Source organism: Streptomyces sp. NPDC059037 (assembly GCF_042740015.1).
Taxonomy (GTDB): Bacteria; Actinomycetota; Actinomycetes; order Streptomycetales; family Streptomycetaceae; genus Streptomyces.
In genome coordinates this window covers 16,837-41,163 of sequence record NZ_JBHYIG010000002.1, presented here as the reverse complement: position 1 = coordinate 41,163, position 24,327 = coordinate 16,837, and the positions used below count along the sequence as shown (strand labels likewise).

At 72.7% G+C, this 24,327-nt stretch carries 18 protein-coding genes; 9 read left to right on the top strand and 9 right to left on the bottom strand.

Going from position 1 to position 24,327, the window contains the following annotated elements; translation table 11 throughout:
* Nucleotides 1-13: 13 nt before the first annotated feature.
* The 4 genes from ACFWY6_RS00745 to ACFWY6_RS00730 all read right to left on the bottom strand — a co-directional run bounded on the left by ACFWY6_RS00745 (nt 14) and on the right by ACFWY6_RS00730 (nt 7,349).
* Complete coding sequence (locus ACFWY6_RS00745) at nt 14-4,132, bottom strand: SAV_2336 N-terminal domain-related protein (RefSeq protein WP_384684546.1); 4,119 nt, start codon at nt 4,130-4,132, stop codon at nt 14-16.
* Nucleotides 4,122-5,174 (bottom strand): AAA family ATPase, encoded by a 1,053-nt coding sequence (locus ACFWY6_RS00740; protein WP_384684543.1) that lies wholly within the window; start codon nt 5,172-5,174, stop codon nt 4,122-4,124. The genes ACFWY6_RS00745 and ACFWY6_RS00740 overlap by 11 nt, the downstream gene beginning before the upstream one ends.
* Before the next feature lie 88 nt (nt 5,175-5,262).
* Nucleotides 5,263-6,972, bottom strand: coding sequence for a trypsin-like peptidase domain-containing protein (locus ACFWY6_RS00735; RefSeq protein WP_384684539.1), 1,710 nt, complete (start codon nt 6,970-6,972; stop codon nt 5,263-5,265).
* Nucleotides 6,969-7,349 (bottom strand): CU044_2847 family protein, encoded by a 381-nt coding sequence (locus ACFWY6_RS00730; RefSeq protein WP_384684536.1) that lies wholly within the window; start codon nt 7,347-7,349, stop codon nt 6,969-6,971. Before ACFWY6_RS00730 ends, ACFWY6_RS00735 begins: the two co-directional genes overlap by 4 nt.
* Nucleotides 7,350-7,600: 251 nt before the next feature.
* On the opposite strand from ACFWY6_RS00730, the gene ACFWY6_RS00725 reads away from it, so the two are divergent.
* From ACFWY6_RS00725 to ACFWY6_RS00705, 5 genes are all read left to right on the top strand, one after another.
* Complete coding sequence (locus tag ACFWY6_RS00725) at nt 7,601-11,317, top strand: S8 family serine peptidase (RefSeq protein ID WP_384684533.1); 3,717 nt, start codon at nt 7,601-7,603, stop codon at nt 11,315-11,317.
* 246 nt (nt 11,318-11,563) lie between these two features.
* On the top strand, nt 11,564-13,894 hold the full coding sequence (locus tag ACFWY6_RS00720) for a glycosyltransferase (protein WP_384684530.1): 2,331 nt from the start codon (nt 11,564-11,566) through the stop codon (nt 13,892-13,894).
* Nucleotides 13,891-15,114: an acyltransferase family protein gene (locus tag ACFWY6_RS00715; protein WP_384684527.1), complete on the top strand. Its 1,224-nt coding sequence runs from the start codon at nt 13,891-13,893 to the stop codon at nt 15,112-15,114. The genes ACFWY6_RS00720 and ACFWY6_RS00715 overlap by 4 nt, the downstream gene beginning before the upstream one ends.
* A gap of 196 nt (nt 15,115-15,310) precedes the next feature.
* Entirely contained in the window at nt 15,311-15,865 is a 555-nt protein-coding gene (locus tag ACFWY6_RS00710; protein ID WP_384684524.1) for an esterase-like activity of phytase family protein, read from the top strand.
* A gap of 33 nt (nt 15,866-15,898) precedes the next feature.
* The gene (locus ACFWY6_RS00705) at nt 15,899-16,267 is read left to right on the top strand and encodes a DUF488 domain-containing protein (protein WP_266867358.1); all 369 of its coding nucleotides are present in this window, start codon (nt 15,899-15,901) and stop codon (nt 16,265-16,267) included.
* A gap of 9 nt (nt 16,268-16,276) precedes the next feature.
* Here the strand turns inward: ACFWY6_RS00705 and ACFWY6_RS00700 are convergent, their stop codons facing one another.
* The gene (locus ACFWY6_RS00700) at nt 16,277-17,974 is read right to left on the bottom strand and encodes a protein kinase (RefSeq protein ID WP_384684521.1); all 1,698 of its coding nucleotides are present in this window, start codon (nt 17,972-17,974) and stop codon (nt 16,277-16,279) included.
* 239 nt (nt 17,975-18,213) lie between these two features.
* On the opposite strand from ACFWY6_RS00700, the gene ACFWY6_RS00695 reads away from it, so the two are divergent.
* The 4 genes from ACFWY6_RS00695 (at nt 18,214) to ACFWY6_RS00680 (ending at nt 21,813) form a co-directional block, all read left to right on the top strand.
* Nucleotides 18,214-18,495: a hypothetical protein gene (locus ACFWY6_RS00695; RefSeq protein ID WP_384684518.1), complete on the top strand. Its 282-nt coding sequence runs from the start codon at nt 18,214-18,216 to the stop codon at nt 18,493-18,495.
* 107 nt (nt 18,496-18,602) lie between these two features.
* Entirely contained in the window at nt 18,603-19,346 is a 744-nt protein-coding gene (locus ACFWY6_RS00690; RefSeq protein ID WP_384684515.1) for an HAD family hydrolase, read from the top strand.
* 205 nt (nt 19,347-19,551) lie between these two features.
* Nucleotides 19,552-20,436 (top strand): RimK family alpha-L-glutamate ligase, encoded by an 885-nt coding sequence (locus ACFWY6_RS00685; RefSeq protein WP_384684512.1) that lies wholly within the window; start codon nt 19,552-19,554, stop codon nt 20,434-20,436.
* Between the two features lie 177 nt (nt 20,437-20,613).
* Nucleotides 20,614-21,813: a Cmx/CmrA family chloramphenicol efflux MFS transporter gene (locus tag ACFWY6_RS00680; protein WP_384684509.1), complete on the top strand. Its 1,200-nt coding sequence runs from the start codon at nt 20,614-20,616 to the stop codon at nt 21,811-21,813.
* Here the strand turns inward: ACFWY6_RS00680 and ACFWY6_RS00675 are convergent.
* From ACFWY6_RS00675 to ACFWY6_RS00660, 4 genes are read right to left on the bottom strand one after another with little or no spacing between them, the layout of a single operon-like run.
* Nucleotides 21,741-22,361 carry a hypothetical protein gene (locus tag ACFWY6_RS00675; RefSeq protein ID WP_384684506.1) on the bottom strand — a complete coding sequence of 207 codons (621 nt, stop codon included), beginning with the start codon at nt 22,359-22,361 and terminating at the stop codon, nt 21,741-21,743. The two genes, ACFWY6_RS00680 and ACFWY6_RS00675, sit on opposite strands and share 73 nt — an antisense overlap.
* A complete protein-coding gene (locus ACFWY6_RS00670) occupies nt 22,342-23,181 on the bottom strand; it encodes an FkbM family methyltransferase (RefSeq protein ID WP_384684503.1) in 840 nt (279 codons plus the stop codon). Before ACFWY6_RS00670 ends, ACFWY6_RS00675 begins: the two co-directional genes overlap by 20 nt.
* Nucleotides 23,178-23,405: a Trm112 family protein gene (locus ACFWY6_RS00665; RefSeq protein WP_266867372.1), complete on the bottom strand. Its 228-nt coding sequence runs from the start codon at nt 23,403-23,405 to the stop codon at nt 23,178-23,180. The genes ACFWY6_RS00670 and ACFWY6_RS00665 overlap by 4 nt, the downstream gene beginning before the upstream one ends.
* Nucleotides 23,405-24,319, bottom strand: coding sequence for a hypothetical protein (locus ACFWY6_RS00660; protein WP_384684773.1), 915 nt, complete (start codon nt 24,317-24,319; stop codon nt 23,405-23,407). The genes ACFWY6_RS00665 and ACFWY6_RS00660 overlap by 1 nt, the downstream gene beginning before the upstream one ends.
* Between the last annotated feature and the right edge of the window lie 8 nt (nt 24,320-24,327).

The window sequence follows — 24,327 nt, the reverse complement described above, 5'->3', positions numbered from 1 at the left end:
GCCCCGGGCGGGGTCAGGTGCCGCGGACCGCGTCGACCAGGGAGGCGAGCGAGTCCACCGTCTGCTCGCAGCCGTCCGCCTGGAGCCGGCGATGGGACTGCTCGTCGCGCCGGTAGCCGATGAACGGGAGCCCGATCTGCCGTGCGGCGAGCAGCTCCGCCGCGGATGAGCCGACCATCACGCACTGCCCCGGCTCGGCTTCCAGTGCCTGGAGCGCACGGTGCAGACAGTCGGGGTCCGGCAGCAGGGGAGAGCCCGTGCGGCGGCCGTGCGTGCCCCCGGGGACCCTGGCGGCCAGGCCGTGCCTGGTGAGCAGCTCCGCCATGACGTCGGAGTCGCAGTCCCCGGCGACCGCGACGGCCATGCCCCGTTCCGAGAGGGCGTTCAGGAGCGCGGGGATGCGCGGGGTCGGCCGGGCGTTCTTCAGGCCATGCTGTTCGATGTTCCGGAGCCGGGTGCGGAGTTCACCGGCGGACGCGTGGTCCTGATGGGCGCGGAGCAGGTCCATCGGGTGGACACCACCCTCGTACTCATTGAGCGCCCTGGACAGCGGTGGCCTGCCCTCAAGAGCGTCGTCGACGCCGCGGGCCTCCGTGAGGGTGCCCATCAGGTCGAGCACGGCCTCGCGGGCCCGCGAGGCCGGGAACAGCGGCACGACCGGGCCGTCGAAGCCGAGGATCACGGCGCTGCGGCCGGCGAACGGGGTGCTGAGGGAGGCCGTCGGCCGGGAGTCCGCGGGTGCCGTGACCTCGCAGTACCAGTCGTCGGACTGCGGGACCTGCGCGAAGCGGGCGTCGCTCATCCGGCCGGAGCGGACGAGGCGGTCGTGCAGGTCGTTGGAGACGATCACGACGGCGCGGCTGCCGGGGCGGTCGAAGACGGGCCGCAGTTCGGCGGGGAAGGCCGGGGCGGACACCGTGGGGTCCGGCTCGTGGGTAACGGTGACGCCGAGCCCGATGTGCGGCAACTCCGCGAGAGCGGCGGGGAGTTGCTGGAGGGCCGCGGTCAGTGCGTGCAGTACGTGGACCTCCGGGGCGACGGCCACGTCCCAGCCGCGCGGGCGGGGGAGCAGCTCGAAGCGGTCGGGGCCGATGCCGCCGGTGATGAGGAGGTGGGAGATCTCGCGGCCAAGACGGTGCAGGGTCTCCGACTGGGTGCCGGTGGGGTGGGTCAAGTACTCGAAGGTGAGGGTGGTCTTCGGGGGTGTGGGCTGGTCGTCCGGCAGTTCCCGGCTGACGCCGAGGTCGTTCAGCTGGGCGCTGGGGAGTTCCTCGTGGGGGGCGAGGACGTCGTCCTCTGTGTCGAACTCCCGGAGCAGGTCGGCCAGTTCGGCGGCGTCCTCGTCCGTGGAATCTCCGTCCCGGCCTTCCAGATCGCCCCACGTGCGCAGCAGGGACTGCCGCAGTTCGGCGATGGTGACGCGGGTGGCGAGGGCCGCCGGGCCGGGGACGTCGAGCAGGGGGGTGCCGCGCCAGAGTTCCAGGGCGGATCGGACGAGCTGCCGGGAGCGGGTGAAGTCGCCCGCGAAATAGGCGTCCTGGGCGTCCGCCGCGAGGCGCTGGCAGTGGAACAGGTCGACGCCGTCGGGGCCTGACGGCAGGGGCAGGGTGTAGCCCTCGTCCCCGGCGATCAAGGTCTCGGGGGCCAGCGTGTTGGCCAGGCGGTGCGCGCAGGCGCGGAGATCGCCTTCGGCGCGTTCGGGGGCGGAGGGGCCCCAGATTCCCTCCGTCAGCTCGGCGTACGGGACGGGGCGGCCGCGCTTGAGCAGGAGCATGCAGAGGAGGGCTTGCTCTTCGGGGGTTTCGATGGCGAGGGGGTGGCCTTGCCGGGTTACGCGGAGAGGGCCCAGGACGGAGTAGACGCAGTCGCCGGACCTGGGTGCGGCGAGCTGCTCAAGGAGGCGCAGGCCTGCTCCCCAGCGAGCCGGATCGGTCGAGTCCAGGTAGCCGACGGCCGACCTCAGCGTCTCGCCGCGCGCGAGGCGCGCGGTCCTCGGAGGCCGGGTCAACGCTCCCGGCGCTGTTGCTGCTTCGGCGCCTTCGCGCATCGCGCGCACGAGGAGACCCAGCGAGCGGAGGTCCGCCGAGCGGGTCTCGGGGGAGAAGGGGGCGAGCCTGAAGCCGCACAGCACCGGGCCTCGCCGCGAGAGCCGTACGTGGCTGGGGGAGAGGGCGCCATGGGCGATGCCGCCCGCGTGCAGCGCGGCGACGGTGCGGGCGATGGGCCGGATCAGCTCCACGAGGAGATCGTGGGGCAGCCCGTCGGGGTGATCGGCCAGCAGCTCCGCGAGGCTGCGGCCGTCGACGAACTCGACCACCAGGAACGGGACATCGTCGCGGGCGACGTAGTCCCGGACGGTCGCCACATGCGTGTGCCGGAACCGGAAAAGCTCCTCTGCGGCCTGCGTGAAGTGCCGCCGGGGCCACCGGGGGAAGCGCTGCACCACAAGGGCCCGCCCCTCCTCCCGTGTGTCCTGCGCGAGCCAGCTGCTCTCTCCGAGCCGCTCCATCAGCCGGTATCGCCCCCCGACCAGCTCCGAACGCCCGGCCCCGCCCCCCAACTGCCGCACGCTCTCCGGAGTGACCGTCGCAAACGGCTCCCCCGCAGGAGCCCGGCCCTCGGCGCCCCCGCCGGCGGAAGGCGCCACCGCCCGCAGCTCCCCGGGCGCCACCCCCGCCCGCTCGTCGATCAACCCGCCCACCCGGGCCAGCAGCTCCCGCGTACGCCCCCGCGCGGTCCTCGGCAGCGTACGGAGCAGCAACTCGCGTACGCCGTGGCGGAATTCATACGCCCCGGCGCCCGCGCCCGAGGAAAGCATGCCGCTCAGGATCACCTCCGCCAGGTGCTGTGGGCGTGGGCGTTCCTCCACCGCCGCCTGGACCAGGCGCATCACCGGCAGTTGTGGCTCGCCCACCGCCAAGTGGCCCGCGAGGCGGAAGGCCTCGGGGGAGGCCGTGGAGCGGAAGCGGAGTACCAGGTCCTCAGGGGTGAGGTCGCCGACGGCCTCGGCCTCGGGCTCCGGGGCAGGCGGGGTATGCCTCAACCAGGCCACCGAGCCCGGGAGTTGGCTGCCGCCCGCGTCCGCCACCAGTGATGCCCAGTGAGACAGCCACGTCGGCGACGGCTCCAGTACCGGGATCGGCGTCGCGCCAGAGGGTGGGGGCGCGGAGGCCGTCCCGTACGGCGTGAAGGTCAGGGCGGCGGAGGGGGACGCCGGGTGCGGGGCGGAGAGGGTGCCCGGGGTCGTGGGGAGGGCCGTGGTGCGCCAGAGGCGTTCCGGGAGTGGCTGGAGCAGGGCCAGCGGCAGCCGGGAGGCCCAGCGGTGGAGGGTGCGGTACCAGAGGGTGCCCGCGGGGCCTTCGCGCCACTGCGGGCCCATGCAGTCGCTGATCAGGAGGACGACCGTGCGGCCCGTCGCGGGCGCGTGCGCGGCCTGCGGCGGGAGCTTGCCGTCCGGTGTCGCGCGGTGCAGCTCCACCGTGCGGAAGATGCCGGACTGGGCGAGGACGGTGTGCAGTTCGTGGATCAGGGGGCGCCAGATCGGCATCGTCGGGCCCGCGTCGTACACCAGGCAGAGGCGCAGCCAGCGCTCATCGGCGGGGCGGAGCACCGGAAGCCAGCCGCGCGGATGTCCGCCGATGCGGGCGATGCGGTGGGCCGTCGCCTCCTCGTCGATGACCTGCCCGACGGGGGAGGGGACCCGGCGTTTGAGGGGGCGCAGGGCGCGTTGCAGGGCGAGGGGGTGCGTCACCATCGGGGGGACGGGAACGCGGAGGGGTGTGTGGTCCGAGGCGGCTTCCGGTGCGCTGTCCGCCCCGGGGGCCGGGGCTGGACCGCCGTTGCCCGTCGGGGCCGGAAGCCGCAGCGGCACCCGTTCGTCCGGAGGAGTGGTGCGTTCAGCGGGTGCCTCGCTCGGTGGTGACACGCGCGTCGGCTGTGGCGTGGACGGCGTCGGATGCGATACGTCGTCGGCGGCATCCGGCGGCGCGACCTCGGCGCCGCCCATCTGCCGTGCCAGCCACACCAGTTCGGCCAGCTCGATCGACGTCGGCCGGGAGCCGTCCGCCGTCCGGGAGAGGAGATCGGCCAGCCTGGCGAAGGGCCCCCGGTCCCGGGGCTCGTCAGTGGGCATCGGGGCCCGGATCCGCCGACTGCGTCAGATACGGCATGAGCTGCCGCGCGAGGTCGTCGCGCGATGCGGCGTCGACGCCCGCAGCGCCGGTCAGATAGATGGCGTTGAGCAGCTGGTCGGTGGCGAGTTCGCCGCCGGTGCCGCGCTCGAGGAAGCGGGCGATGAGGGAACGGGCGTAGGCGTCGGGCTCGCCCAGGTGGGCGCGGACGATCTCCTCCAGATGCTCGTCCCGCGGCTGGCGGAGGCGCAGCGTGACGCAGCGGCGCAGGAAGGCGGGCGGGAACTCGCGCTCGCCGTTGCTGGTGAGGACGACGAAGGGGAAGGCCCGGCAGCGTACCCGGCCGCGCTCGACCGTCACCGGGTCGTCGGAGCCGTCGGTCAGCAGGTCGGCCTTCGGGGTGTGCTTGGCGATGCGGACCAGTTCGGGGATCTCGTACTGGCCCTCCTCCAGGATGTTCAGGAGGTCGTTGGGCAGGTCGAGGTCGCTCTTGTCGATCTCGTCGATGAGCAGGGCGCGGGGGCGGTCGTAGGGGAGCAGCGCGGTGCCGAGCGGGCCGAGGCGGAGGTGGTCCTCGACGCCCGCGCCGGAACGGCGCTCCTCGGCGCCGACGCCGCGGGAGCGGCCGTGCCGCGGCTCCCGTGCGGCCTGGTCCTTCGCCGCGTACAGGCGGGAGAGCGGGTCGTACTGATAGAGGCCGTCGTGCAGCGCGCTGCGGCTCGTGATGTTCCAGCGGAGGACCGGGCCGAGGCCGAGCTCCCGTGCCACCGCGTACGCGAGGCTCGACTTGCCGCTGCCGGGCGGGCCCGTCACCAGGAGCGGGCGCCTCAAGTACAGGGCGGCGTTGACGAGTTGGACGCAGGTGTCCGTGGCGCGGTACGTGTGCGCACGGTGCACGCGGTCCGGGGAGGTCGCCGAGCCGTCGTCCGTGGGGGTCGCGAGGACCGGGCCGCCGTCGAAGGCGCGCCAGGGCGGGGGCGGAGGCAGCTCGGTGATCCCGTCGTGGGGCTCGTTCGTGCCGGTGTAGACGGGCCACAGGGACATGGTCTGGGTTCTCCGGTTTCGTACGTCGGTGTATTCGTACGGCGTGCTCACGGTTCTGTACGGCGGGCTCACGGTTTCGTACGGCGGCTCAGGCGACGGGGGAGTTGCGGTGGGCGGCGGGTGCGTCGGGGAAACAGCGCGGGTCGTCCCAGAGGAGCTGCACGTCCCGCGCCCAGTGTCGTTCCGGCTCGTCCGCCGCCTCGGCGGACTCGCGCAACGCCAGTATGGTGCGCGGCAGTTCGGCGGGTGAAGTTCCGTCCACATGGGCCGCGATGCGGTCGAGGAACTCCGAACCGGGGCAGCCGGCGTCCGCCGGGCCGTGGCCGTCGGCGCCGTCGCAGCCCGTGCGGGGCCACAGCAGCACCGGCACGGGGGCGGTCAGCGAGACGTCGAAGTGCGTGACGTCGGCGCCCGGTCCGGTGCGGTCGGCCGGGGGCGGTGCCCCGAACCCCGCGAGGTCCGCGCCGTCCCGCCGCAGCCGGAAGCGCAGCTTGTTCGGCTTCTCCTGGGTGCCGCACTCGACGCGGTGCAGGGAGGCTGCCGGGCGGCCGTCCAAGTGCTCCCATTTGCGGGCCAGTTGATGTCGCAGGCCGCCCTTGCGGCGGGACCGCTCGGTGACGACCAGCGGGTAGGAGCAGCCGAGCGGCGTCGGGTCGTCGGCGCCGCACTCCCACCGGGCCACCGGCCAGTTGAGCAGCGCGCGGGGCAGCACGAACGCCAGCAACTCGTCCGTACCGGGGGCGAGATGGGAGAAGGCGTCGTCGACACGCTCCTGGACGTAGGTCCGCACGCTGCCGGAGGCCAGGGTGTCCGAGCCGACGGGATGGCGGTGACCCTCGCGGTACGCGGAGACCTCGACCAGGAGCTGGTCGTCGCCCGCGCCGCTGTGGTCGATCTCGACGAGGATCGGGGACCAGTCCGGCGGCGCACCGGACGGGGCCGTGGACCGGGGTGCGTCGAGCAGCCCGGTGAGCCGGTCGGCCAGGCGGGTCAGCGCTTCCGGCTCCTCGACCTCGGAGAGCACGTACCAGGCCGCCGACCACAGCGAGCCGAAGCCGCCGCGCGGCACGGGCGGGCCGAAGGGGCCCACCGCGTCGTTGTACAGCCGCTCCGGGTCGACCGCCGGGCCGCTGCCTGCCGCGCGCTCCACCAGCTCGCGAAGCCGCTCCTTCGCCGCCCGGTGGTGGCCGGGGGTCGGGATGAGGTCGCCGAGCGGCGCCCAGTAGCGGGCCATGACGGAGGTGGGCAGCATCCTGCCGTTGCGTACGCCGGTGGAGGCGCGGGCGGCGGCCGACACCATGCCCACCACGCGGTTGCTGTCCGCGAGGGTCACCGCCGCGCCGCTGAACCCCGGTGCGAGGGGCTGCCCGTGGGCGCTCCACGCCTCCAGCTGCACCCACTCGTCGGCGATCAACTGGGCGGCGGTGGCCCGGTATTCGGCGATGGTGCCCTCCGGATAGCCCTTGGGGAAGCCGTACACGAGGAGTCTGGGCCGGGGTTCGGCGTACGCGTCGTCGGGCGCCGCGAACTCGGCGGGCCGCACCGGCACGGGGTGCGCGAGCTCCAGGACGGCGAGGTCACCCGGATCGGCGCCCGCCCCGTCCCACCCGCCGTGCGCACCGACGGCCGCGGACACCTCGCCGAGGTCCCCGCGGTGCGGAAAGGAAACGGTGACCGCCGCCCGGCCGCTGCCCCGCACGACATGCGCACAGGTCAGCACATGCCGCTCGGACACCAGGAACCCGGCCCCGACCTCGCCGCCGCAGACGATCCGGGCATGCCACGATGCGCTGCTCATGAGGTGGCGGTGGCCTCCGGGGGCAGGTCTGCCGGGGGATCGGCGACGGGCGCCGGGGACCGGCCGGGCGTCCATGCCAGGCGCACCACCAGATGGCCCTCCGCCGTGCCCTTCACGATCACCGCGCCGGCCTCCGCCGTCATCCGGACCCCGAACTCGATCTCCACCGAGTCGGGGCGCAGGCTGCCGTCCCGGAACACCCGCAGCGCGGACTCCGCGGCCGCTCGCGCCCCGGCCAGTGAGCCCTCGAAGGTGCGGGCCGCCTGCGCGGGTCCTTCGCCGTGGCGCGAGATGAGGTGGGAGCCGTGCAGGTCGTCCACGTCGGCCATGACGACGCGTGCGCCGTCATCGGTCCTGAACTCCACCAGATCGTCCATCACTGCCCCCGTCGAACCCCGCGCACCACGTGCCGCACATCCTGACTGTCTGCCGACTGCATTGTCACGGAAGGTGCTCGTCGCTGTCAGCCGTCTTCCGGGCAACGGCCTGAGACAGGTGTGGCTGGCGGGAAGGTGCCCTGGCGGCTTCCCGCCAGGACCGGTCAACACCCCCGCAACACAAGCCCCCTGACACTCGTCGCAGCACCCGGGAACCACCCCCGCCCGGGTCCGACGAAGAGAGGGCACCCATGACCAGAGCACCCGCGTGGCGAAGAGCGAGGCTGCTGCCGGCCTTCGGGCTCGCGTTCGCCCTGCTCCCGGCAGGGCAGGCCGCCACCGCGGCCCCTTCCGACGCGCCGCAGGGACGGGCCGCACACGCCGCCCGCGCCGCCCACACCGTCACCCTGGTGACCGGCGACAAGGTCACCGTCACGGAACTCGGCGGCGGCAAGAAGACCGTCACCGTCGACCGGCCAGAAGGGGCCACCGGAGCCGTCCGGAGCGAGATATCGGGCGGCCGCATCACCGTCGTACCGGACGAGGCGCGGCCCTACCTGAACGCGGGGACCCTCGACGAGCGGCTCTTCGACGTCACGGAGCTGATCCGGCAGGGGCTCGCCGGGAAGAAGGCGGGCGCCGCCCTGCCGCTGATCGTGACGTACGACAAGAAGGCGCGTGCCGCGGGCCAGGAAGTGCCGCGCGGTGCCGACAAGGTGCGGTCGCTGCCGAGCGTCGGCGGCGTCGCGGTGAAGGCGGACGCGCCCGGTGACTTCTGGCGGGCGGTGGCGCCGGACGCCACCAAGTCAGCGCGTACGAAGGGTGGTTCGGGCGGTGCTCTCGCCGACGGCATCGGGAAGATCTGGCTCGACGGCCGCGTCGAGGCCGACATGGCGCAGAGCAACGAGCAGATCGGCACCCCCAAGGCCTGGGAGGCGGGGCTCACCGGCAAGGGCGTGAAGGTCGCCGTCCTCGACACCGGGGTCGACATCTCCCACCCCGGTCTCAAGGACCGTGTCGACGCCACCAAGAGTTTCATCCCGGGCGAGGAGGTCGCCGACCGCAACGGCCACGGCACCCATGTGACCTCGACCGTCGGCGGCAGCGGCGCCGGTTCCGACGGCGACAAGGAGAAGGGCGTCGCGCCCGGCGCCGCCCTCTCCGTCGGCAAGGTGCTCAGCGACGCGGGCTCGGGCAGCGAGTCGCAGATCATCGCGGGCATGGAGTGGGCGGCCAAGGACGTCGGCGCCAAGGTCGTGTCGATGAGCCTCGGTTCGCAGGAGGCCAGCGACGGCACCGACCCGATGGCCGTCGCCGTCGACACGCTCTCCAAGGACACTGGCGCCCTCTTCGTCATCGCCGCGGGCAACACCGGCGCCCCCTCCTCGATCGGCTCGCCCGGCGCCGCCGACTCCGCGCTGACGGTCGGGGCCGTCGACTCCGCCGACAAGGCCGCGTACTTCACCAGCCAGGGCCCCCGCTTCGGCGACAACGCCCTCAAGCCCGATCTGTCGGCCCCCGGCGTGGACATCCTCGCCGCCCGTTCCCAACTCGTCGGCGGCGAGGGCTACTACACCGAGATGAGCGGTACGTCGATGGCGACCCCGCACATCGCGGGCGCCGCGGCCCTGCTCGCCGAGAAGCACCCCGACTGGAGCGGCGCGCGGCTCAAGGACGCGCTGATGTCGACGTCCGCGCGGCTCGACGCCTCGGCCTATGAGCTGGGCGCGGGCCGCGTCAGCGTGCCCGGCGCGATCGACGCCCGGATCACCGCGAGCGGCAGCGCCGACCTCGGCTTCTACTCCTGGCCGTACGGCGACAACAAGCCGGTCACGAGGACGCTCACGTACACCAACTCCTCAGACGCGGCGGTGGAGTTGACGCTCGCCGCCGAGGGTGCGGCGGAGGGTGTCGCGACGCTCGCCGACAAGACGCTCACCGTCCCCGCGCACGGCACCGCCTCGACCACGGTGACCGGTGACGGCGCGAAGGCGCCCGTCGGCAACACCAGCGGCCGCATCGTCGCGAGCGCCGCCGGGAAGCCGGTCGCGCACACCGCGTTCGGTCTGGTCAAGGAGGAGGAGCGGTACACGCTCACCGTCCGCGTCAAGGACCGTGACGGCGCCGCGACCGGGGCGGGCCTCGTGCTGCAGCGCCTCGCCGAGGGGGTCGACCCCTTCCAGGCGGAGGTCGGTGACTCCGGCACGCTGGAGCTGCGCCTGAAGCCGGGAACGTACGCCCTCTCCTCCTTCCTCGACGTGCGCGGCGCCGGCGGCAAGGACTCCCTCGGCCTCGGCTACCTCGCCGCGCCCGAGATCGTCCTCGACAAGGACCGCGAAGTCACCCTGGACGGACGGAAGTTGCGCGAGATCGGCGTGGACGTCGGCCGCCGCACGGAGACCCGTCAGCTCCTGATGGAGTACGACCGCAAGGCGAACGGCGCCGAGCTGATGGGCGCGGTCCAGGTTCCGGTCAAGTACGACAGCGTCTTCGCGGCGCCCACCGAGAAGGTGCGGCAGGGCAGCTTCGAGTACCGCACCGTCTGGCGCCTGGGCAAGCCCACCCTGGACGTGAAGGGCCTCGGCGAGGTCGTCGCGCAGCCCGGTGGCACCGTCACCGACGGCCGCAGCAAGCTGCCGCTCGTCGACGTGGGCGGCGGCACGGCCGCCGAGTACGCGGGCAAGGACGTCAAGGGCAAGGCCGTCGTCGCGCGCCGCTCGGCGGCGGCGACACCCGCCGACCTTGGGCAGGCCGCCCAGGACGCGGGCGCGAAGGCGCTGTTCGTGACGGACGACGTGCCGGGGCGGCTCAACGCCTGGTTCGGCACGGACGACAACGCGGACCGGCCGCTGCAGATCGGCACGGTCGGCGCGGCGGACGGCGCACGGCTCATCGCGGCGGCGAAGGCGGGCAGGGCCGTGGAGACCACGGCGACATCCCGCACGCCGTACGTGTACGACGTGTCGGAGGGCCACAAGGGAGCGGTGCCGCGCGACCTGACGTACGAGCCGTCGAAGCGTGAACTCGCCGTCCTGGACACCAAGTTCCACGCGGTGAAGCCGGTGCCGGGCGGCGAGTTCCGCTACTCCCTGACGGACACCTTCGCGATCGGCTTCGGCTTCCAGGAGAAGATCGACTATCCCGTCGAGCGGACGGACCACGCGTCGACGGGGGCGGGCCAGCTGTGGCACGAGTCCGTGTCGGTCGGCCCCGGCGCCCTGGAGGAACGCGGCGGCCTCGTGAAGTACCGGGGCGGTCAGCGCGGGACGCTGAACTGGTTCAAGCCGGTGTGGCATCCGTGGCTGGGTACCGGGCTCGGCTGGGGGCAGCAACGGGCCGGGAACTCACTGGAGTTCAACGTCCCCGGGTGGGGCGACTCCGGGCCCGATCACACGGGGTTCGGCGACGTGTGGAACGACGACTCGATGACGCAGGTCAGTGCGGTGTACGCGGACGGGGAGCTGGTGGACCGGCGGCAGAGTTCGGGGGTCTATGTGTGGGACGCGGATCCCGCCGAGCGGACGTACAAGGTCGTGACGGACACGACGCTGGACCCGGGGCGGTGGCGGCTCGCGACGCAGGGCCACTCGGAGTGGACCTTCAAGTCGAAGGAGACCCCGGCCGACCGGAAGACGTTCCTTCCCCTGCTGAACCTCGGGTTCGACGTGGACACGGACCTCGCCGGGGACGTACCGGGTGGGCGGACCGTGGACGTCGGGATCTTCTCCGAGTACGTCAAGGGAGCGGTGGATGTCGGGACCATCGGCGGCGCCGAGCTGGAGGTGTCGTACGACGACGGCGTGAACTGGACGCAGGTCGCCCTGGACCGGGACGGCGAGAAGGCCGCCTGGGGTGGCGAGTTGAAGGTTCCTGGGTCTGCCGAGTTCATCTCGCTGCGGGCGTCGGCGAAGGATGACCGGGGTGGTTCGGTGACGCAGGAGATCGTTCGGGCGGTGGGGGTGAAGTAGGGGCGGGGGCCCTGCGGGGGCACGCACCCCGCAGGGCCTGCGCTTCCCCTGCACGGAGTCGTAATACAGGCGTTACGCCAGTGAAGGTGCTGTGTCACAGTGATCGTTGAGGCTGATGTTGCCGATTGCCCCGGTTTCTGGGGCTAGTTGGCGGCTCAACTAACGAATCCGGTCCTCCCCCCACAATCCGAACAGGATGGGACCACACTGATGACCCTTCAACTGCCCCTGGGGCCCGATCCACTCATGCCGGCCCCACCCCCCGGCGGCCACGTCCTGGCCGTAGGCTCGCCGGGGCCAAGCCGTGAACTGCTCACCCGGACGCTGAAGCTCACCGGGTACGAAGTCACCCATGCCGTACCCGGCGACGTACACCGTCAGGTCAGGCTCGCGCCGCCCGACGCGATCGTGGCCCTCGACGACGGCCCGGACGGGCGGCGCCTCGGCCCCGACGTCATACGGGAGGTGCGCGCCGACCCCGCCGGGCAGGCGCTTCCGCTGCTCATGGTCACCGGGGCCCGCACCCACGCCCCCGGCACCGTCGCCGATCTGCTGCAGAGCGGCGCCGACGACTGCCTGCCGGAGGCGTCCGACCCGCGTGAGCTGTCCGCGCGGATAGCGGCCAAGCTGCACCGCGTCCCGGTCCCGGTCGAGAACCTGCTGCGCGATCCGCGCACCGGCCTCTACTCGGGGCCGCACTTCATGGACGAGCTCGACCGCGAGCTCAGCCGCCCGCCGGCCGCCCGGCGCGGCGGTGTGCTCGCCGTCGTCGGCGTCGCCGAGATGGCCGCCCTGGAGTCGCGGCTCGGGCCGCGTGTGCGGCGCGAGGTCGCCGAGCGTCTCGCCGGTGTCGCCGAGAAGATGGGCGGCGTCTGCGACCGGCTCGGCTGGGACGAGGGCGGGCAGCTGCTCGTGCTGATGCCCGGTGTCGACGAGGAGACCGCGACGCGGAGCCTGCGGGAGTTCGCCGCGTCGGTGGCGGGCACCCGGTTCGTCGTCGCGGACGAGAACGTCCGGCTCACCCCCGCGATCGGCTGGACCCCGCTCGCCGAGTACGCCGACCACGGCAGGGCGGCCGAGCACGCGCGGGACGCCGTCTCCGAGGCCGTACGCCACCGGGACCTGCGCCCGGTGCGCTACGAGCCGTGGATGCGGGCGAGCGCCCCGACCCGCCACCGCCGAGCCCGCGCCGGGTTCCGGGTCCTGGTCACCTGGCTGACCCGGCTGATCTCCCCCGTGCTTCCCCTTGTGCTCGGCGTGGGCGTGCCGTTCGCGCTCTACCAGCAGGCGTACGAACTGGGCTGGGACGCGGCCGGGTTCGCCTACTGGGTGGTGGTGGCAGGGCTCGTGCTCTCCGCGCTGCTGATCATGCTGGAGTGCCTGTTCTCGCTGGACGCCACGCCGAGGCCCGACCGGGCAGGCTCGCCCTATCCGGCCGCCAGCGCCGTCATTGCCGCCTATCTGCCGAACGAGGCGGCGACGATCGTCGACACCGTCGAGTCGTTCCTGCGGCTCGACTACCCCGGCGAGCTGGAGATCGTCCTCGCGTACAACACACCGCATCCGCTGCCCGTCGAGGACACCCTGCGGGACATGGCGGCCGGCGACCCGCGCCTGGTGCTCCTGCCGGTCGTCGGCAGCACGTCCAAGGCGCAGAACATCAACGCCGCGGTGACGCGGGTGCACGGCGAGTTCGTCGGCATCTTCGATGCCGACCACCATCCCGCGCCGAACGCCTTCCGGCACGCGTGGGACTGGCTGTCCAACGGCTACGACGTCGTGCAGGGGCACTGCGTCGTACGCAACGGGGACAGCTCGTGGGTCGCCCAGACGGTCGGCGTCGAGTTCGAGACCATCTACGCCGTCAGCCATCCCGGCCGGACCCGGATGTACGGCTTCGGGGTCTTCGGCGGGTCGAACGGCTTCTGGCGCACGGACCTGCTCGCCAGGACCCGGATGCACGGCTCGATGCTCACCGAGGACATCGACTCGACGATGCGCGCCCTGAACGAGGGCGCCCGGATCGCCATGGACCGGACACTCATCTCGCGTGAGCTCGCGCCGACCCTGCTGCGGCCGCTGTGGAACCAGCGCTCGCGCTGGGCGCAGGGCTGGCTCCAGGTGTCGCTGCGGCATCTGTGGGGCGCGCTGCGCTCGCCGGTGTTCTCGCGGCGCCAGAAGACGGGCCTTTTCGTGCTGCTCGGCTGGCGTGAGGTGCAGCCGTGGCTGACGCTGCAGATCCTGCCGATCCTGGCGCACGCCGCCTGGCGCGCGGGCGGCGCGGACCGGCTGGACTGGGCGGTGCCGGTCTGCCTGATGGCGGCCGCCGTCACGATGTCCGCCGGGGTGGTGCAGGCCGCCTTCGCCTGGCGGCTCGCGGTGCCCGAACTGCGCCGCCGCAAGGCGTGGTTCTGGCGCTATCTGCTGGTGTCGACGTTCTTCTACAGCCACTTCAAGAACATGGTGGCGCGCCAGGCGCACCTGAAGGAGGCGCTCGGCGACCGGCAGTGGCGGGTCACGCCACGGGCGGCGGCGTCCGCGTCCGCGGCCGCGCCCGAGCCCGCGGGGCGGTCATGAGCGCCCTGACGGCCACCCGGCCCCGGACGCCGGCTCCCGCTCCACGCCCGTCCCGCGGCCGTGCGCTCGAACTCCAGGGATACCGCGGCCTCGCCGCCCTGAGCACGGTCCTCTTCCACGTATGGCAGGAGTGGTACACCTACGACGCGGCGGGCGCGCACCCGCCCGTCGACAGTCCCTGGCTGGGCGCGCTGGTCTCACTGGAGGTGATCGACCTCTTCTTCGTGATGTCCGCGTATCTGCTCACGCTGTCGTACGCCCGCGCCGCCATCGACGGCGGCACGATCCGCACCGGCCGGAGCTTCCTCTTCCGGCGGGCGATCCGCATCCTGCCGCTGTACTTCCTCGCGGTGCTCGTCGTCTGGGCCAGCCGCAATCCGACCCTGCCGGGGGACTGGCGGGACCTGGTCGAACACCTCACGTTCACGCACATCTTCGACCAGCAGCGGATCTTCTACACCCTCGGCCCCACCTGGTCCCTCTCCCTGGAGGTCGCCTTCTACCTGGCGCTCATCGCGCTCGGCCCGGTGGCGGTACGGGTGTGCCGGAGGCTTTCGACACGGCGGGCCCGTGTCGCGGTGTGCGCTTCGGGGTGCGCGGCGCTGTTCGTCCTGCCGGTGGTCTGGATCTCCGTCGCGCATTACGTCGTCGGGGTGCCGCACACCAACTGGCCGGTGTACTTCGGCCCGCAGGCCCGCTTCGGGGGCTTCGCGGCGGGCATGGCGCTCGCGGTGCTGCTCGTGGCGCTGGGCGAGCGGGGCAGGCTGAGCGCGCGGGCGACGGTGCCGCTCTCGGTGGGGGCGCTGGCGGGGCTCTACGCCCTGTCGTACCTCTCCGACCCGGAGAACTTCGCGCACACCTACTACCACCCGATCGCGTCCGTGCTGTGGTTCACGCTGCTCTACACCACGCTGCAGGTCAGGGCGGGTGAACAGGTGCGCTGGCACGGCGTGCTGCGGGCGCGCTGGGTGACGGCGGTCGGGCTCATCAGCTACAGCCTCTACATCTGGCACGAGCCGGTGATGCTGTGGCTCATCAAGTCCGGTCTGGTGCCGACGAGTCAGGCCGGTTTCCCGTTCGCTGCGCTGATCGTGCTCGCGGTCGCGCTGGCCGTCGGCACGGCGAGCTACTGGCTCATCGAGTATCCGGCGAGCCTGCTCGGCAAGGCGAAGGACGGCAAGGGCGGTGCGCGGGACTTCTATCCGGATCCGACGCGCTGAGTCCTGACGCGCTGACCGCTGACACGGCGATGCCGCCTCCCCGCGGGACGGGGGAGGCGGCATCGCTGTGCGAACTCCGGGTGACGTCAGTGATGAGGTTCATGGTGGTGCTTCTCCTTGTGGGACCTGCTCAGGTTTTCTTCGCATTTTCGGCATCGGATGCTGTACTGACGCCCCGTCAATCAGGGGGTTCGGCATGGAATTTCGCAGGACTGTGTACGTGGCGACGTTGGCTTCCGCGCTCCTGGCGACGGGCGCCGCTCCCGTCGGCGCCGCTTCCGCCGGCCGCGCGGCCTGCTCCCCGAGGGTGTCCGTCTCCGGCTACTCGGACGCCCTGAACGGGTACGCCGTCGACCCCGGCATGGGCCTGGTCGAGCTCGCGCCGGCCGGGGGCGGCCGCCTCCTCGTCCTGGAGCGCGGCTTCACACCGGACTTCGTGATCTCCGTGCGGCTGTACGTCGCCGAGGTGCGCGGCGCCGAGGAGACCGGCGCGGTGGAGCACCTGGACGGGAACACGCGCGTGATGCGCAAGACGCTCCTGGCCGATCTCACCGACTGCCCCTCCATGGGCGCACCCTCGAACCTGCCGCCCGGCAACAACCCGCTGATCGACAACATCGAGGGCATGGCGGTGACCGGACGCGGCGGTCACGGCGGGCTGCGGCTGCTGCTCGTCAGCGACGACAACGAACTCCCGCAGCAGATCACCCGCCTCTACAGCCTTCGGGTGAAGCTGCCGCCGCGCCGGTGAAGGAGCGGCCGCGCGGGGCGCGACGATGGGGGCATGGAGACCCAGCCGTTCCCCGTGCGCCGCGTGTACGACCCGCCGAACGAAGCCGATGGCGTACGCGTCCTGGTGGACCGCCTGTGGCCGCGAGGCGTCTCCAAGGAGCTCGCCGTCATCAGCGAATGGCCCAAGGAGGTCACGCCTTCCAGCGCGCTGCGCACGTGGTTCCATCAGCACCGGGACGAGTACGAGGAGTTCGCGCGCCGCTACCGCGCCGAGCTCGAAGGGCCGGAGCAGCAGGACGCGATCCTGCATCTGCGGGAGCTCGCGGACGCCGGGACGGTCACCCTGATCACCGCGGTGCGGGACCCGGAGCACAGCCATGTGCCCACGCTGCGGTCCGTGTTGCTGGAGGGGAAGGCCTGAGCCCCTGCGTCAGGAGCCGCCCAGGGTGAAGGACCGGTGCGCCTCGACGAAGTGGCGCTCGCCCGCCGCCGCACGCCCGGCGGGCGCGGAGACCCACAGGTCGTACATCTTGCCGCCCTCGTCCCAGCTCAGGTCGTAGGTGCGGCGCGGCCCGCCGTCACCGGCGCCGCCGTCCCAGGTGAACTCCCAGACGGCGGCGGGGTGGCCGTTGTGCGTGGTCTTGCGCACCGAGCCGTCGCGGTATCCGGGGTAGTCCGAAGGGCCGTCCTCGTGGGCCTGCTGCATCACCGCGAGGGGGCCGTCCGGGTCCAGGGGCTGGGGGTGGACGCCGATGCGGAAGGCGTTGTCCGCCGAGTTGTAGAAGACGCGGGGCGGTTCGTTGGAGCGGAGGAAGCCGGTGGGCGTCGCCATGCTGAACCCGGTCGGGTCGTCGACCGTCTGATACCCCGCGGGGGCGGGGTCCTCGGCGGGCTTGGAGGGGGTCTTCGTCCCGGCGGGGGTGGGTTTGGCGGTGCCGTCGGCGGAGGGCTTGGGGTCGATGGCCGGCTTCTTGCCGGGGCTCTTCGGCTTGTCGGGGTTCTTGGAGGGCTTCTTCGTCGGAGTCTTCGACGGCTTCGCGCTCCCCGGCTTCTCGCTCACCTCGTCGGCAGGCCCGCCGCTCCCCGTGGCGTCCGTCTTCGTGCTGCCGGAGTCGCCCCGCGTCATGACCCATGCGCCCGTGCCGCCCGCCGCGAGCGCGAGCACCAGGGCGCCGGCCAGGAGCGCCGTACGGATCCGGGGGCGTGCGGTGGGTGCGGGGGCGGCGCCGAGCACGATCGCGTCGTCGGACGGGGGCGGCGCCGCGGGTCTGCGGGCCACCGGGGTGCGGGGCACGGTCGGCATCCGCTCCTCCACGAGGAAGCCGCGCAGCGCCTGCTCGGCCTCGTCGGCGCCGAGCCGCTGTGCCGGATCCCGCTCAAGCAGTCCCCGTACGACAGGAGTCAGCGGACCGGCGGATTCCGGCACCTGGATCTCGTCCATCACGACGGCGTGCAGAACCCCCGCCACCGAGTCGCGATGGAACGGCGACTCGCCCTCCACGGCGGCGCAGAGCAGCACACCGAGGGACCACAGGTCGGACTCCGGGCCGGTGCGCTTGCCCGACATGCGCTCGGGCGCGGTGTATTCGGGTGAGCCGACGAACGCACCCGTCTCGGTCAGTGTCGTCTGCCCGTCGACCTGGGCGATCCCGAAGTCGGAGAGCACCACGCGCTCCGTGGCCGCTTCCAGGAGTACGTTCGCGGGCTTGAGGTCACGGTGCAGGACGCCCGCCGCGTGGGCGGCACGCAGCGCGGCGAGCAGCGCAAGACCGATCCGGGCGGCCTCGGCGGGCGGCACCGGGCCGTCCACGGCGATCCGGTCGGCGAGCGACCTGCCGTCGATCAGCTCCATCACCAGCCACGGCTGCCCGTCGTGCTGGACGACGTCGTGCAGGACCAGGATGCCAGGGTGCCTCACCTGCGCCACCGAGCGTGCCTCGCGCAGCGTGCGCTCGCGCCGGCTCTCGGCGTCGGCGGGCGAGAGGCCCGCGACGACGTGCAGCTCCTTCACCGCGACGGCGCGCCCCAGTAGTTCGTCCTTCGCCCGCCAGACCGTGCCCATGCCGCCGCGCCCGAGCGGTGTGGTGATGCGGTAGCGCCCCGCTATGAGATCCCCGTGACTTGCCATGGCCCGCATCATACGAACTCCCGTTGCAGATGGCGCAGTTGGGAGCTCTGATGGTGATGGTGCGGCTGTGCCGTGACCATGTGGTGAAGGGAAGTGAACGGCGCACGTGCCGCCGGGATGTGCCCCCGCACGCCGGATACGTGACGTGCCTGATCGCCTACTTTAGGTGACTTGAGCGGGCCGCGCAGGGAGCGGCCCGTGCGGCGGAGGGGATGTCACTCATGATGCGACGACGACGCATGGCCATGACTCTGGGGGCGATGGCGGCAGCGGCGACTCTGACACTCGGGATGTCGGGCTCGGCGTACGCCGCGGAAGGCGTCCTGACCATCAACGGCGCCGAATATGTCGACCCGAGCGGCTGCTACCCCGTCGACTGGTTCCCGTCATCGGTGACCAACCACACGGACGCGATCGCCGAGGTCCACAGCGGCCCCGGCTGCTCGGGTCCGGTCGAGTGGCTCGTCTACCCGGGCGAGACCTACTACACGGAAACGGCTCAGAGCGTCTTCATCCTCTGATTCCCCCTCTGAGCCCACCGACGGCACCGGCGCCCTGCCCCCACGGGGCGCCGTGTGTCTCCGCTTTCCTGATCACGCGCTTACCGGGCGCGCGATAGGAAGACCGGATGCACCGGACGCCAGCTCCCCAACTCCCGCCCGTCTGCGGCCCCGAGGGCCCGATCAGGGCCGCCGCCCCGGCGCCCGTCACCGCGCCCCGCGCGGTGCTCTTCGACTTCTCCGGGACGCTCTTCCAGATCGCTCCGTACGCCGACCGCATCCGCGCCGCACTGCCGGACCCGGTGGACGAGCCCACGATGGACGCCATCCTCACCGCCCTGGAGGAGGGCCTCGCGGACCCGGCGGTCATCGCGGCACAGCACGCCCGCGACGTCTCGCCCGAGGCCCACCGCCACGCGTTCACCACCTGGTACGCCTCCGCCCAGGCCCTCGCGCCGCACGCCGGCACCCTCTACGAGCAACTCCGCTCCCCGGACTGCTGGTTGCCGTACGCGGACGCCGAGCGCACCCTGGCCGCGCTCGCCTCGCGGGGCATCGTGCTCGGCATCGTCAGCGACGTGGGCTGGGATCTGCGGGCCACGTTCGCCCGGCACGGCCTCGACGGCTACTTCTCGAGCTGGGTCCACTCGTACGAACACGGCACGGAGAAGCCGGACCCGCTCCTCTTCGGCCACGCCTGCGCGGAACTCGGCGTGGCCCCAGCCGACACCCTGATGGTCGGCGACCACCCCGCCAAGGACGGCGGCGCGGCGGGCGCGGGCCTGCGGTCCTATGTGCTGCCGGGCGGGGCGGCGCCGGGGTCCGTGCGGGGGCTCGGTGCCGTGCTCAAGCTCGTGGCTGCGGCTCACTGATCCCGGCGGTGCACCGCCGTCACCGCGACGACGGCGGCCGCCAGGGGCCACGCCGCGTAGTGCCCGCGACCGGGGGCAACTGGTGGTCATCGCCTACGAGGCGGGCCTGGTCGGAACACCCCGGTGACCTGCGCATGGGCGTTGTCGGGCGCACGTCGAGCGATTGCTAGCCTGCGGTGCGCACAACCGACCCCAGGAGGCCTCCGTGTCACCCGACCGCCCCACGATCGCGCTGGTCACCAGCAGCATCCAGCTGGAGACCGGCATCGACCGTGATCTCCCCGAGCTTGCGCGCTCGCTCGGAGAGGCGGGGGCTGACGTGGCCACCGTGACCTGGGACGACCCCCGGGTCGACTGGGAGCGGTTCGACCTCGTCGTCATCCGGTCCACCTGGGACTACAGCTGGCGCGGCGCCGAGTTCCTGGCCTGGGCGGGACGCGTCGCGCGGCTCACCGTCCTCGCCAATCCGGCGTCCGTGGTGCGGTGGAACACCGACAAGCGGTACCTGGGGGAGCTCGCGGACGCGGGGGTCCCCGTCGTGCCCACCCGGTTTCTGGCGGCCGGTGACCCGATCGAGTTCCCGGACGGCGGCGGCGAGTTCGTCGTGAAGCCGACGTCGGGGGCCGGTGCGCGTCTCGCGGCCCGGTACGGGGCGGGCGAGCACGAGGCCGCGTCGAAGCATGTCGCGAAGATGCACGAGGACGGGTTCACCGCGATCGTGCAGCCGTATATGCCCCGCATAGACGAGACCGGCGAGCGTGCGCTCGTCTTTGTCGGCGGGCGGTTCCTGCACGCCGTCCAGAAGGGTGCGGTGCTTGCGCCGGGGGCGGCCTATGACGATGAGAAGATGCCGCACCCCGATCTGCGCACGTGGGTGCCTACCGCTGCTGAACTCGACGTTGCCGAGCGGGCGTTGGCCGCGGTGCCGGGCGCGCCCGAGCTGCTTTACGCCCGGGTGGACCTCGTCGACGACGCGGCCGGGAACCCCTGCGTCATGGAGCTTGAACTCGTCGAGCCGAACCTCTTCATCGACCTGCATCCGGGCTCGCTGGCAGCGGTGACGGAGGAGATCCTGACCGCCGCGAGTTAATCGGGTGGACGTGGTGCGTGCGGCGTGATTAGCCTGCCGCCATGTCCAGTCCTGAGTCCGACAGACTCTAGCCACCGGCCCGGCATGTCCGGTGGCTGAGCATCTCTGTGGCCCTTCCGGCCCTGGAGCTCCGCCGTCGTGGACTGACATCCCCTTCCCTTTCTGCGGAGCTTCTTCATGCCCTTTGCCATCTACATGCTCGGACTTGCCGTTTTCGCGCAAGGCACCTCCGAGTTCATGCTCTCGGGTCTCGGCCCCGACATCGCCGCCGATCTGAACGTGTCCCTGTCCGCCGCGGGCACCCTCACCTCGGCCTTCGCCGTGGGGATGGTCGTCGGTGCCCCGCTGATGGCCGTCCTCAGCCGCCGCCGGCCGCGCCGGAACGCGCTGCTCGGCTTTCTCGTGACCTTTCTGCTCGTCCATGTCGTCGGGGCGCTGACCAGCAGCTTCGCGGTGCTGCTCGCGACGCGTGTCGTCGGTGCGCTCGCCAACGCGGGATTCCTCGCCGTGGCGCTCGTCGCCGCCACCGGCATGGTCGCGCCGGACGCCAAGGGGCGGGCCACCTCCGTCCTGCTCGGCGGGGTCACCATCGCGTGCGTCGCGGGCGTGCCCGGCGGTGCGCTGCTCGGGCAGTACTGGGGGTGGCGGTCGGCGTTCTGGGCGGTGGCGCTGGTCTCGGTGCCCGCCGTCGTCGCCATCCTGCGGTCCGTGCCCGCCGGCGCCCCCGACACGGCCGGGACCGACGCGCGCGGGGAGCTGCGGTCGCTGCGCGCGCCGCGGCTCCTGGTGACGCTGCTCCTGGCGGCGCTGGTGAACGGCGCCACCTTCTGTACGTTCACCTACCTCGCGCCGCTGGTCACCAACGTCACCGGTTTCGCGGAGAGTCGGGTGCCCGTGCTGCTCGCGCTGTTCGGCGTGGGGTCGTTCGTCGGGGTCACCCTCGCGGGGCGGTTCGCGGACGTGCGGCCCGTCCCCTTCCTCCTCTGCGGCGCGCTCGCGCTGCTCGCGGGCTGGGTGCTCTTCGCGCTGACCGCGGGGAACCCGGTGGCCGCGGTCCTGCTCGTCCTCGTCCAGGGCGGGCTGTCCTTCGGCGTCGGCTCGGCGCTGATCACCCAGGTGCTGTACGCCGCGACCGGCGCCCCCACGCTGGCGGGCGGCTTCGCCACGGCCGCGCTCAACGTGGGTGCCGCGATCGGACCGGTGGGCGGCGGACTCGCCCTGGGCGCGGGGCTCGGCTACCGCTCGCCGCTGTGGGTCAGCGCGCTGCTGGTGGCGTCGGCCCTCGCGGTGGCACTCCTCAGGCCTCAGGCGCCGTCCGGGAACGACACCCGCTGGAGCAGCCCCCAGGTGAACTCCGCGACGCAGCGCCGTGGTTGACCCGAACCGTCGGGAGCAGTGAAGACGAGCCGCCAGCGTGTCGGTGCCGTTCCCTCCATCGGGCGGGCCGGGGCGAACGCGCGGGCGGCCTCGTCGACCGTGCACGACCAGGGGGTGAGGTCGTCCACCGTACGCAGTTCGGGTCCGGGGGTGCCCGGAGCCCGGACCAGCCACTCGTTCCACGCGGCGCCGTTCGGTGCGAGCAGCACCTCGAAACGCAGGGTGGGCCAGAGCGGCACCGGCCACAGCAGGGCCTCGCACTCCAGGTCGCCGATGCGGCGGGGCACGGTGGCGGCCGGTGGGCCGAGCACCGAGCGGTATCGGGAGGCCGAGCCCCGTGCGCGAGGGGAGCGGGTCATCGCCTGCCAGCGGCGGTTGGCCTCGCGCATGTCCGCGATGGAGACGCCGAGCTCGTGGCGGGCGTCCTCCACCAGGTCCGGGTTGTGGTCGGCCATGCGGCGCAACAGGACCAGCTGGAAGTCGAGCGGCGTGAACGGGCCGGGCTTCGGCGAGGAGGCGGAGGCGGAGCTAGCGGACATGGGCTCCATGGTCGCGCACCGCGGCGCCTCCCGGGCGGCGGCCGCGGGGAAGGAAGAGCACCGAGTTGACGTACCGGGGGTGCCGGGGCGTGAGGGCTCTGCGCAGCAGTCCCTGCGACACGACGTACGCCGTGTCGTGCTGGTGCGCCTCCAGGTCGAAGCCCGCCAGCGGCAGCCAGGTGTCGTGCGGCAGGACCCAGCCCTGGTAGCCGTGGTGCCGGGTGAGCAGGTCGACGATCGGGGTGATCGGCTGGATACGGGACTCCAGTTCGATGAAGAGCGCCGGGCGGTCGCGGGCGAGCAGATCGTGCGCGCCGCGAAGGACCTGGAGTTCGTTGCCGTCCACGTCGATCTTGATGAAGTCGACGTCGCGCAGGCCGAGTCCGTCGAGCGTCAGGCAGGGTACGTCGACCGCCTTCGCGTGGATGTCCCTGCGGATGAGCGAGGAGACACCCCGGTCGCCCCGGTCGCCGCGCGGCAGCCAGAGGCGCGCCGTGCCGGGACGGTCGGTGGCCGCGGCCTGGATCACCCGGACGTTGCCGGGCGTGGAGTCCTCCAGGAGGCGGGCCAGATGCGGCACCGGCTCCACGGTCACCACGCGGCGCGCGCGGGACGCCAGGCGCCGCGACCACGGGCCGTACCAGCCGCCGACGTCGACCGCCGTGGAGCAGCCGCGCGGGCAGAGGTCGCCGAGCCGGGCGAGCTCCGGTTCGAAGCGGGGGTAGACGAGCCGGGCCAGGGCACCGATCAGCCGGGCGGGGAGGTGCGGGGCGAGGCGGGCGGCGACGGTCTTGTGGGGCCCCGCCGCAGTCTTGTCGGGCCCCGTCACGGCGAGATCCGCTTCAGGAGCTGCTCGTGCTCGTCCTCCGGTATCTGCTCGCCGGAGGAGGGGAGGAGCTGCGGTATGCCGTCGATGATCGGGTAGCGGCGGCGCAGCCGCGGGTTGTAGAGGACCTCTTCCGGCACGAGGGGTTCCTCGGGCTCAAGGAGGTGCAGCGGGCCCTTGTCCAGCGGGCACGCGAGGATCTTGAGGAGTGGGTCTTCGGGGTTCATCAGCTGGTCAGCTCCTTGGTGGGGGTGGGGGGTTGGGCAGGCGGATCGGGTCGGGGGTCGTGCTTGGGCATGGCGAGCAGCACGGACACCGCGAGCGCCGTGCCCGCGATGCGCAGGGCGAGCCGCAGCGGTTCCTCCGGCAGCGGCTCGCCGAAGGCCAGGGTCCCGAGCACGGCGGTGAACAGCGCGGTGACCGTCGTGCACACGGGCACGATGAGCGAGGCCCGGCAGCGCTGCAGCGCCGCCTGCGACATGACCAGGCCGAACACGCCGGTGAAGAGCAGGAGATACGGATACGGGGAGCCCAGCAGATCGAGCAGCGCCGAGCCGAGCCCCTCCGTCGTCAGATAGCTGGAGACGCCCTTGATGGCGAGCGAGCTCACGCCGTAGAGCAGCCCGACGGCCACCCCGTACTCGACGCCGGTCGTCGGAAGCCGGTGCCGGTGCCTGGCCCGGCGCTCGGCCGATCCGTACAGCAGGACCCCCGCCGCGAGCGAGGGCAGACAGACGGCGAGGACCAGCGGCACGGGCGCGCTGCGGCTGACCGTGTCCGAGCCCTCCCGCAGCGAAAGCACCACCATGAGCAGCGCGGCCAGGATGGCCCCGACGGCGTACCGCTCGCGCCCGGAGGTCTGCTCGCCGAGCAGCTTGGCGGAGAGCAGCAGCAGAAGGACGAGTCCGGATACGAAGATGCCCTGCGCGGCGGCGATCGGCAGCGTCCGGTAGACGGCGAGCTGCGCGCCGAACCCGGCGGCGAGCGCCAGCGATCCGCCGATCCACAGCGGGCTGCTGATCACCTGCTTCAGGAGCCGCGCCGGGCTTCGCACGCTGACGGACGGCATCGAAGTCAGGGCCCGCTTCTCCAGGACGAACCCGGTGCTGTAGAGCACGTTCGCCAGCAGAGCGGCGGCCACACCCCACC

What these genes read in the sequence shown, in the direction of transcription:
- ACFWY6_RS00715 (WP_384684527.1), top strand. Translation starts at nt 13,891, where the DNA reads ATGAGCGCCCTGACGGCCACCCGGCCCCGGACGCCGGCTCCCGCTCCA.
- ACFWY6_RS00705 (WP_266867358.1), top strand. Translation starts at nt 15,899, where the DNA reads ATGGAGACCCAGCCGTTCCCCGTGCGCCGCGTGTACGACCCGCCGAAC.
- ACFWY6_RS00720 (WP_384684530.1), top strand. Translation starts at nt 11,564, where the DNA reads ATGCCGGCCCCACCCCCCGGCGGCCACGTCCTGGCCGTAGGCTCGCCG.
- ACFWY6_RS00675 (WP_384684506.1), bottom strand. Translation starts at nt 22,361, where the DNA reads ATGGAGCCCATGTCCGCTAGCTCCGCCTCCGCCTCCTCGCCGAAGCCC.
- ACFWY6_RS00690 (WP_384684515.1), top strand. Translation starts at nt 18,603, where the DNA reads ATGCACCGGACGCCAGCTCCCCAACTCCCGCCCGTCTGCGGCCCCGAG.
- ACFWY6_RS00680 (WP_384684509.1), top strand. Translation starts at nt 20,614, where the DNA reads ATGCCCTTTGCCATCTACATGCTCGGACTTGCCGTTTTCGCGCAAGGC.
- ACFWY6_RS00700 (WP_384684521.1), bottom strand. Translation starts at nt 17,974, where the DNA reads ATGGCAAGTCACGGGGATCTCATAGCGGGGCGCTACCGCATCACCACA.
- ACFWY6_RS00695 (WP_384684518.1), top strand. Translation starts at nt 18,214, where the DNA reads ATGGCCATGACTCTGGGGGCGATGGCGGCAGCGGCGACTCTGACACTC.
- ACFWY6_RS00710 (WP_384684524.1), top strand. Translation starts at nt 15,311, where the DNA reads ATGGAATTTCGCAGGACTGTGTACGTGGCGACGTTGGCTTCCGCGCTC.
- ACFWY6_RS00665 (WP_266867372.1), bottom strand. Translation starts at nt 23,405, where the DNA reads ATGAACCCCGAAGACCCACTCCTCAAGATCCTCGCGTGCCCGCTGGAC.
- ACFWY6_RS00725 (WP_384684533.1), top strand. Translation starts at nt 7,601, where the DNA reads ATGACCAGAGCACCCGCGTGGCGAAGAGCGAGGCTGCTGCCGGCCTTC.
- ACFWY6_RS00745 (WP_384684546.1), bottom strand. Translation starts at nt 4,132, where the DNA reads ATGCCCACTGACGAGCCCCGGGACCGGGGGCCCTTCGCCAGGCTGGCC.
- ACFWY6_RS00735 (WP_384684539.1), bottom strand. Translation starts at nt 6,972, where the DNA reads ATGAGCAGCGCATCGTGGCATGCCCGGATCGTCTGCGGCGGCGAGGTC.
- ACFWY6_RS00730 (WP_384684536.1), bottom strand. Translation starts at nt 7,349, where the DNA reads ATGGACGATCTGGTGGAGTTCAGGACCGATGACGGCGCACGCGTCGTC.
- ACFWY6_RS00740 (WP_384684543.1), bottom strand. Translation starts at nt 5,174, where the DNA reads ATGTCCCTGTGGCCCGTCTACACCGGCACGAACGAGCCCCACGACGGG.